The organism is Streptomyces sp. NPDC002835 (assembly GCF_053591995.1).
On the sequence record NZ_JBSFUW010000042.1, the window covers coordinates 51,116 to 59,926 of the forward strand.

At 68.9% G+C, this 8,811-nt stretch carries 9 protein-coding genes; all 9 read right to left on the reverse strand.

What is annotated here, in order from left to right; translation table 11 throughout:
* Window positions 1-17: 17 nt before the first annotated feature.
* The 9 genes from ACWD01_RS31730 to ACWD01_RS31770 all read right to left on the reverse strand — a co-directional run bounded on the left by ACWD01_RS31730 (window position 18) and on the right by ACWD01_RS31770 (window position 8,605).
* Entirely contained in the window at window positions 18-563 is a 546-nt protein-coding gene (locus ACWD01_RS31730; RefSeq protein WP_451166683.1) for a MerR family transcriptional regulator, read from the reverse strand.
* A gap of 253 nt (window positions 564-816) precedes the next feature.
* Window positions 817-1,290, reverse strand: coding sequence for a bifunctional nuclease family protein (locus ACWD01_RS31735; protein WP_389398824.1), 474 nt, complete (start codon window positions 1,288-1,290; stop codon window positions 817-819).
* Window positions 1,291-1,343: 53 nt separating this feature from the next.
* Window positions 1,344-2,096 carry a transcriptional regulator FtsR gene (gene ftsR / locus ACWD01_RS31740; protein ID WP_451166671.1) on the reverse strand — a complete coding sequence of 251 codons (753 nt, stop codon included), beginning with the start codon at window positions 2,094-2,096 and terminating at the stop codon, window positions 1,344-1,346.
* Window positions 2,097-2,138: 42 nt separating this feature from the next.
* The gene (locus ACWD01_RS31745) at window positions 2,139-3,014 is read right to left on the reverse strand and encodes an FHA domain-containing protein (protein WP_451166684.1); all 876 of its coding nucleotides are present in this window, start codon (window positions 3,012-3,014) and stop codon (window positions 2,139-2,141) included.
* A 148-nt stretch (window positions 3,015-3,162) separates the two neighbouring features.
* Window positions 3,163-4,020 (reverse strand): DUF881 domain-containing protein, encoded by an 858-nt coding sequence (locus tag ACWD01_RS31750; RefSeq protein ID WP_451166672.1) that lies wholly within the window; start codon window positions 4,018-4,020, stop codon window positions 3,163-3,165.
* Window positions 4,021-4,024: 4 nt separating this feature from the next.
* Entirely contained in the window at window positions 4,025-4,357 is a 333-nt protein-coding gene (locus ACWD01_RS31755; protein ID WP_003970459.1) for a small basic family protein, read from the reverse strand.
* A complete protein-coding gene (locus tag ACWD01_RS31760; RefSeq protein WP_451166674.1) occupies window positions 4,354-5,280 on the reverse strand; it encodes a DUF881 domain-containing protein in 927 nt (308 codons plus the stop codon). The genes ACWD01_RS31755 and ACWD01_RS31760 overlap by 4 nt, the downstream gene beginning before the upstream one ends.
* Window positions 5,281-5,380: 100 nt before the next feature.
* Complete coding sequence (locus ACWD01_RS31765; protein ID WP_451166676.1) at window positions 5,381-7,876, reverse strand: sugar phosphate nucleotidyltransferase; 2,496 nt, start codon at window positions 7,874-7,876, stop codon at window positions 5,381-5,383.
* A 120-nt stretch (window positions 7,877-7,996) separates the two neighbouring features.
* Window positions 7,997-8,605 carry a CDP-alcohol phosphatidyltransferase family protein gene (locus ACWD01_RS31770; RefSeq protein ID WP_451166678.1) on the reverse strand — a complete coding sequence of 203 codons (609 nt, stop codon included), beginning with the start codon at window positions 8,603-8,605 and terminating at the stop codon, window positions 7,997-7,999.
* Between the last annotated feature and the right edge of the window lie 206 nt (window positions 8,606-8,811).

The following is an 8,811-nucleotide window of genomic DNA, read 5'->3' on the forward strand; positions in this document are numbered from 1 at the left end:
CGGGAGCTCCGGGCACGTCAGACGGCCCGGTCGCGTCTGCGTCTCGCGAGTTCGTCGGCGGGGTTGTGGCCGACCAGGGTCTCCCCGGTGTCGACACGCTCGCCGTGCAGCTGGGAGAGCGCCGCCTCGACGTCCCGCCACACGACACCGACGGCGATGCCGAACACGCCCTGTCCACCTTGGAGCAGCCCGACCACTTCGTCGGGCGAGGAGCACTCGTAGACCGTCGCCCCGTCGCTCATCAGCGTCATTCGCTCGAGGTCTCTGAACCCGCGGGCTCGCAGGTGCTGGACGGCCGCGCGGATGTTCTGGAGCGCCACGCCGGTGTCCAGGAAGCGCTTGACGATCTTGAGTACGACCACGTCGCGAAAGCTGTAGAGCCGCTGGGTGCCGGAGCCGTACGCCGACCGGACGCTCGGCTCCACCAGACCCGTGCGCGCCCAGTAGTCGAGCTGCCGGTAGGTGATGCCCGCGGCCGCGCATGCGGTCGGTCCGCGATAGCCGATGGTGTCGGTGGAGGGCACGGCCGCGCCGTCGTGCAGCGGATACGGCCCGCTTTCCACCGGACCGGGTCCGGGGCCGCCCCCAGCCGTACTGTCGCCGCTGCTTCTCACGCCGACCTCCGTCCTTGACCTGCCACCTCGAAGGTAGGGAGTCACCAGGGGTGCGTCAACGATCGCCACACTCGGCACGCCGAGTGATAATCACCCTGAGAGTGGTTTCTCGTGCCCCGATCCCGGGAAAGGCTACTCGAATGCGCTGACGCGGAAGTGCCGAGCGGCGCCCTCCGCCGGAACCGTCACCGGTCCGCAACCCTCACTGGTTGCTCGAGCCGAAGTCCTCGGGCGAGATCTGGTCGAGGAACTCGCGGAACTTCTCCACCTCGTCCTCCTGCTCGTCCGGGATCGCGATGCCGGCGTCGTCCAGCACCCCGTCACTGCCGAAGATCGGCGTGCCGGTGCGCAGGGCCAGCGCTATCGCGTCGGACGGCCTGGCGCTCACCTCGACCCCGCTGGCGAAGACCAGCTCCGCGTAGAAGACGCCCTCGCGCAGGTCGGTGATGCGGACCTGGGTGAGCTCCTGGCCCACCGCCTCCAGCACGTCCTTGAAGAGGTCGTGGGTCAGCGGCCTGGCCGGTGCCATGCCCTGCTGTGCGAAGGCGATGGCGGTCGCCTCCCCGGGGCCGATCCAGATGGGGAGGTACCGATCGCCTCCCACTTCACGCAGAAGCACGATCGGTTGGTTCGAGGGCATTTCGACCCGGACACCCACAACGTCGAGCTCGTTCACACAGCAACCCTAGGACGTGCGCGACCGGTTTGGGTAGTCGGGTTGGTCCAAGATCAGGGGACCCGCACTCCGAGGGCGGTCCGCACCAGCGCCGCGTGCAGCCTCACGGACAGGGTCACCAGCTCTCTGGTGGTCGCCTCGGCATGCGCTCTGGTCTGCGGATTACGGTGCCGGCGCAGCGGCGCGACCAGCTGCTCCACGAGCCCGGCCTCCCGCTCGGCGGACGCCTTCATGGCACGAAGGTGCCTCGGTTCGAGACCGAATCTTCCCAGCTCCGCGACGAGCCGGGCGACGGTGGCGGCCTCGGCGTCGTAGGAACCGCTCCCGTCCGGCGCCAGCAGGCCGTACGACTCCCACTCGACGAGCTGCTCCTCGGTGACCTCGGCGGCGGCCAGCAGGGCCGCACGGCTGATCCGGCCCGCGGTCGGCCGGTCGGCCTCCGGCTCCCAGCCCGCGTCGACGGGCTCCTGCTGTTCCCGGTACGCCCCCTGCACGGGCAGCGGGACGCTCTCGCCCCGCTCCAGGGCGTCCAGCTGCTCGCGGATCACCTTCAGCGGGAGGTAGTGGTCACGCTGCATCCGCAGCACAAGCGCGAGCCGCTCCACGTCCTGGGGGCTGAACTTGCGGTACCCGGAGGGCGTACGGCTCGGTTCGACCAGCCCCTCCGCCTCCAGGAAGCGGATCTTGGAGATCGTCACTTCGGGAAACTCTTCGCGCAGGTGCCCGAGCACCGCGCCGATGCTCATCGGGCGGTCACCCGCGGCGGCGGCGCCGTGACCGGCGCCGCCCGTCGGTGTTCGCAGCATGTACCTTCCCTGGGTGTCCCCCGGGTGGAGCCTGGGGGAGGATCACGCGCCCCGCTGGCTCCCGTAGAAGACCAGCCGGTACTTGCCGATCTGTACCTCGTCGCCGTTGGCCAGGACCACGGAGTCGATCCGCTCCCTGTTCACGTACGTGCCGTTGAGGCTGCCGACGTCCGAGACGGTGAAACCGCCGTTCACGTCCCGGCGGAACTCCACGTGCCGGCGCGAGACCGTGACGTCGTCGAGGAAGATGTCGCTCTGCGGGTGGCGGCCGGCCGTCGTCAGGTCGCTGTCCAGGAGGAAGCGGCTGCCGGAGTTCGGTCCCCGGCGGACGACCAGCAGCGCCGAACCGGGCGGCAGGGCCTCGACTGCGGCCTGGGCCTCCGGCGAGAGCGAGGGGACGGCGGTCTGGCCCGTCACCTCGGAGTCGTAGGCCTCGATACCGGAGATGGAGATGGTCGAGGTCGTCTCCGACGCGCGCTCGGCGGGTGCTCCGCCCCGCAGCGGCGCACCGCAGTTGGAGCAGAACCGGCCGGCCTCGGTGTTCCGGTGGCCGCACCTCGTACAAACCGGCAAACCCGCCATGGACGGATCCTCCTGCCGCGGCTGCCCCGCGTGGGGATTGGTCGCATACGGGTCGGAGGCGAACCCTCCACCCGTACTTGAGGTTGATGGTTCCCCGAAACCTATGCCTCCGGCACCGGCAGGGTCAACAGACGACGCGCCCTGTCCGCCCGAATTGTCCCCACCGGGGACCTCGTCGCGGAACAGCGGACGCTCGCCCGGCTGGTCCTCGCTCTGGCCATGACGCGGCGCGCGATGGCGGGCGTCGCCGTCCTCGCGTGCACTCTTGCCGAACCACTTCGCAAACAACTTCACGGGCGTTTCCCCTTGACCGAAATAGACCCGCCCGTGGGGCAGGACGAACCCTCAACCAACACACCTGCCGACCCGGACACCCTCACAACGTCCGTATCCACCAGACAGTTTCCACCACGCACCACATGTCGGATGCGCCGACCCCCGGCAATCGTCTGCCCCGGCCCCACAGTCCCCATGTTCCCCCGCTTCACTGCGGTGACGACCGAGCGTAGTCAGGCCGTTCCGCCGGTCGCAAGGCGTCGACAATGATCCTGTCCGAGCGCTCCACGGTGGCCGTGGCCTGCTCCTTCTCCAACGTCTGCACCACACCGCCCGGGATGTTCAGGGCCGGCTCCAGGTCCTGCGGTTCACCGATGACCTCGAAGGTGTACGGCGCGTTGATCCGCTTGCCGTCGACCTCTATGTCACCGGCGGTCCCCGAGAAGAAGGTGCTCGCGACGACCCGGGTGCCGTTGACCTGGATCGCCTCCGCCCCGGCCGCGCGCAGCTCCTGGATCGTGTCGAGGAGCTTGTCCGAGTCCACGGTCCGCGCCGGGTCCCGGATCGTCAGCGTGATGCCGGGCCCCTGAGCGGCGACGGTGCCGGCCAGGATGCCGAGCTGCTGCTCCTTCTCCTGCGTCTGCTTCCGCGCCTCTTCGGCCTGGTCGGAACTGTTCTCGAGCTCGGTGCGCTGGTCCTCGAGACGCTGCTTCTCGTCCTCGAGCCGCTGGGTGCGGTTGTCGAGTTCGTCGAGGATGCGGACCAGGTCCTCCTGGCGGGCGCCGCGCAGCGCGCTCTCGTCGCTGTTGGACCGGACCTGGATGGCCAGACCGAGCCCCAGGACGAACAGCAGTACCGCGACGATCAGTTGGGCTCGCGTGACCCGCGGCGGCCACACCGCCGCGGCCAGCCGCTGCCGGCCGGTGAGCGGCCCGTCGTCCGACGGTCCTGGCTGCTGCGTGTGGAGCTCCTGTGCGTCGGACTCCCGCGTACCGGCGGCCGGCTGCGCCTCCGGCAGGGGCTGTGCCTGCCGCGGCTCGTCCTTCGGATTCTCTTCGCTGTTCATGCGGTCACGCCCGGAAGACGTGCCTGCGGATGGCCGCGGCGTTGGAGAAGATCCGGATACCGAGAACGACGACCACACCGGTGGACAACTGCGCGCCGACACCCAGCTTGTCCCCCAGGAACACGATCAGCGCGGCCACCACGACGTTCGACAGGAACGAGACGACGAAGACCTTGTCGACGAAGATCCCGTCGAGCATGGCCCGCAGGCCGCCGAAGACGGCGTCGAGTGCGGCGACGACCGCGATGGGCAGGTAGGGCTCGACCACCGCCGGCACCTCGGGCCGGACCAACAGGCCGACCACGACTCCCACGACGAGGCCCAGTACGGCGATCACGTTGTGCCCTTCTCTGTTTCGGCCGTGCCCGGTCCGTCGCCCTGCCCGGCGCCGGCCGTCTCCGGCTCTGCTGTTCGTACGATCAAGCTCGGGGCCGCGGGCAGCGTCACCGTCTGCTCGGCGGAGAGGGTGGTACGGATCCCGAAGTCCTCTTTGAGAGCCTGCAGATAGAGCCCGTCGGCGCTCCCCTGGAAGGCGCTGCGGAGCCTGCTCCCGTCCCCCACCGCGAGCACCGTGTACGGCGGCACCAGCGGCCTGTTGTCGACCAGTATGGCGTCGCCGGCCGCGCGGATCGCCGACAGGGCCGTCAGCCGCTGCCCGTTGATCGAGATCGCCTCTGCGCCCGACTCCCAGAGCCCGTTGACGACTCGCTGCATGTCCCGGTCGCGGACCCGGCCGGTGTCCGAGAAACCGCTGCTCTCCCGCGGACCCCCGCCGCCCTGATCGGTGTTCTTGGCATCGTCAACGACGAGTTTCACGCCCGGCCCGTGCACCTCGGTGGCCCCCGCGAGCAGGGAGACCGTCGCGCCCTGCTCCCCGCCCGGGGTGTTGAGAGCCTTGCGCTGCCGCTCCTCCACGTCCTTCCGCAGGGCCTCGACTTCCTGTTCCAGGGCGTCGGCGCCGTCGGTCTGCGCGTGGACGCGGTCGATGAGCTCCTCGCGTTCCTTCGCGAGCACGGGTGCCGCGATCTGCGCCTCTGCGGCTCCCAGCGTGACCACGGCGGCCGCGAGCACGAGACCGGCGGCCAGGCCGAGCTTGGCGCGCAGCGTACGGGGAAGCCCGCCTCCCTCGGCCCGGCGGGCCGACGCCTCGGCGTAGCCGTCGTCGAGGCTGTGCTCCATGACATTGGTCAGCAGCGACATGGACGCGTCAGGGCGCGCGGGCGGTGTGCCTGTGCTCCGAACGGGGGGCTGCTCCGACATGCCGCACATCGTCGCACGTCGCAGCCCCTACCGCCGAATGGCCCCACCGGTGCGCCGAGGGGGCGCCCGCAGGCGCCCCCTCGGTCGACCGGACTCCCGGTCAGTGACCTGCGCTGTCCACGACCGACGACCATTCGTCGAGCAGCGCCTGGGCCGACGCGTCGTCGGGACCTTCCGCCCACAGATGGGTGACGGCCTCCGACGGGTCAGGCAGCACCATCACCCACCGGCCGTCCGTCTCGACGACCCGCACACCGTCGGTGGTGTCCACGTGCCGGTCGCCCGCGGCCTCCACCACCCGCCGCATCACGAGCCCCTTCACGGCCCACGGGGTCGCGAGGTCCCGCTTGAGCACATGGGCCCGCGGGATCCGGGCGTCGATCTGGCTCAGCGTGAGCTGCGTACGGGCGACCAGACCGACGAGCCGTACGAACGCGGCCGTGCCGTCGAAGACGCTGCTGAACTCCGGCACGATGAAGCCGCCACGGCCGTCGCCGCCGAAGATCGTGGTCTCCTCCCGGCCCACCCTGGTGAGGTCGTCGGGCGACGTGGTCGTCCACTCCACCTGCGTGCCGTGGTAGGCGGCCACCTGCTCGGCGATCCTCGTCGTCGTCACCGGCAGCGCCACGCTGCCGCTGCGCCGCTCCGCCGCGACCAGGTCCAGCAGGACCAGCAGCGCACGGTCGTCCTCCACGATCCGCCCGCGCTCGTCGACGAGGGAGAGCCGCTCGCCGACCGGGTCGAAGCGGACGCCGAAGGCCGCACGCGCGGAGGCGACGATCTCCCCGAGCCGGACCAGACCGGACCTCCGGGTGTCGGCGGTCTCCGTCGGCCGCGACTCGTCGAGGCCGGGATTGATCGTCAGGGAGTCGACCCCGAGACGCCCGAGAAGGCTCGGCAGCACCAGACCGGCGCTGCCGTTGGACGCGTCGATGACGACCTTGAGCCCCGCCTCCGCGATTCCCGTGGTGTCCACATTGCGCAGCAGGGAGCCCGTGTACGAGTCGAAGACGCTGGACGGGAAGTGCAGGTCACCGATCTCGCCCGGGAACGCCCGGCGGTACTCCTGGCGCGCGTACACCCGGTCCAGCTTGCGCTGCCCGGCCTGCGACAGGTCCGCTCCCCGCTCGTCGAAGAACATGATGTCCACGGAGTCGGGCACACCCGGTGACGTACGGATCATGATGCCGCCCGCACTGCCTCTGGCCGTCTGCTGACGGGCCACGGGCAGCGGCACGTTCTCCAGGTCGCGCACGTCGATGGCGCTGGCCTGCAGCGCCGAGATCACCGCCCGCTTCAGGGCCCGCGCACCACGCGAGTGGTCACGTGCCGTGGTGACCGTGGCGCCCTTCTTCAGGGTGGTGGCGTACGCGCCGGCCAGGCGCACCACGACCTCGGGAGTGATCTCCACATTGAGGATTCCGGAGACACCTCTGGCGCCGAAGAGATGCGCCTGCCCCCGGGACTCCCAGATCACCGACGTGTTCACGAACGCGCCGGCCTCGACGGTCTTGAACGGGTACACGCGGACGTTGCCCTGGACGATCGATTCCTCACCGACCAGGCACTCGTCACCGATGACCGCGCCGTCCTCGATGCGCGCGGCTCTCATGATGTCGGTGTTCTTGCCGATGACGCAGCCGCGCAGATTGCTCTGCGGCCCGATGTAGACGTTGTCGTGGACGACCGCCTTGTGGAGGAAGGCGCCGCTCTTGACGACCACGTTGGATCCGACGACCGTGTGCTCGCGGATCTCCACGTCGGCCTCGACCTTGGCGTAGTCGCCGATGTAGAGCGGGCCGCGCAGAACGGCGTCGGGGTGGACCTCCGCCCCTTCGGCGACCCACACTCCGGGCGAAATCTCGAACCCGTCGAGCTCGACGTCCACCTTCCGCTCCAGGACGTCGGCCTGGGCCTTGACGTAGCTTTCGTGGGTGCCGACGTCCTCCCAGTAGCCCTCGGCGACATAGCCGTAGATCGGCTTGCCTTCCTTCATGAGCTGCGGGAACACATCACCGGACCAGTCCACTGGCACATCGGCCTCGACGTAGTCGAAGACCTCGGGCTCCATGACGTAGATGCCGGTGTTGACGGTGTCGGAGAAGACCTGCCCCCAGGTCGGCTTCTCGAGGAAGCGCTCGACCTTTCCTTCTTCGTCGACGATCGTGATGCCGAATTCGAGTGGATTCGGAACGCGTGTGAGGCAGACCGTGACCAGCGCGCCCTTTTCCTTGTGGAAAGAGATGAGGTCGGTCAGGTCGAAGTCGGTGAGGGCGTCACCGGAAATCACGAGGAACGCGTCGTCCTTGAGCGCTTCCTCCGCGTTCTTCACACTGCCGGCAGTTCCGAGTGGTTTCTCCTCGTGGGCGTAGGTGAGCTCCATTCCGAGCTCTTCGCCGTCGCCGAAGTAGTTCTTCACCAGCGAGGCGAGAAATTGCACGGTGACAACGGTCTCGGTGAGCCCGTGCCGCTTGAGCAGCCTCAGCACATGCTCCATGATCGGCCGGTTCGCCACCGGAAGAAGCGGCTTGGGCATGCTCGAGGTCATGGGGCGAAGTCGTGTACCTTCGCCGCCAGCCATCACGACGGCCTTCATGTCGGAAGCGTCCTCCTTGAAGAGACGACGGTCAGCCGACTTCACCCGTCCAAAGTGCCCACTGGTGACGTGTGGTGACACGCGCGGCCGGCAACGCTGCGCGCTACCACACCGACGAGTTCAATCGGCCATTGTGTCCGCTTTGACGAGACGGCGGACCTGGACCACATAGAGGATCCCTGCCCACCAATAGAGAGTTGTACCCCATCCTGCGAACGCCCATCCGAAAATCGCCGCGAGTGACGCAAGCCACCCTGTCCCGTCACTCAGGAGCAGCAGGGGGAACGCATACATGAGGTTGAAGGTGGCGGCCTTGCCCAGGAAGTTCACCTGCGGCGGCGGATAGCCGTGCCGGCGGAGGATTCCCACCATCACGAGCAGCATCAGCTCGCGCGCCAAAAGGGCCGCGGTCAGCCAGAGTGGCAGAATCTCCCGCCAGGTCAGTCCGACGAGAGTGGAGAGGATGTAGAGCCGGTCCGCAGCCGGGTCGAGGATGCGCCCCAGGCGGCTGATCTGGTTCCATCGCCGGGCGAGTTTGCCGTCGAGATAGTCACTGATGCCGCTCAGCATCAGAACCAGCAATGCCCAGCCGTCGCTCTGGGGGCCGCCGAACACGGGGCGGAGAATCAGCCACAGGAAGAGCGGCACGCCGACGAGACGCGCCATGCTGAGGATGTTGGGGATGGTGAGTACCCGGTCCGTCTGAACGCGGGTCTCCTGGACCTCCACCCGGGGGCCTCCTGTGGGAAACGTGCCGACTATGCCCCCTGACCCTACCTGGCCACGGCGCCGACCGGTGCGGGGGGTGTGTGCCGGGTGCACCGGGTCGTGAATGGGTCTTGAACGCAGGAAAGCCCCGCACCAGAGGTGCGGGGCCTTCCCACAATAATTGTTCGGCGGCGTCCTACTCTCCCACAGGGTCCCCCCTGCAGTAC

Excerpts from the sequence above, each read along its gene's own strand:
- ftsR (WP_451166671.1), bottom strand. The coding sequence starts at position 2,096 with ATGCTGCGAACACCGACGGGCGGCGCCGGTCACGGCGCCGCCGCCGCG.
- ACWD01_RS31750 (WP_451166672.1), bottom strand. The coding sequence starts at position 4,020 with ATGAACAGCGAAGAGAATCCGAAGGACGAGCCGCGGCAGGCACAGCCC.
- ACWD01_RS31765 (WP_451166676.1), bottom strand. The coding sequence starts at position 7,876 with ATGAAGGCCGTCGTGATGGCTGGCGGCGAAGGTACACGACTTCGCCCC.
- ACWD01_RS31760 (WP_451166674.1), bottom strand. The coding sequence starts at position 5,280 with ATGTCGGAGCAGCCCCCCGTTCGGAGCACAGGCACACCGCCCGCGCGC.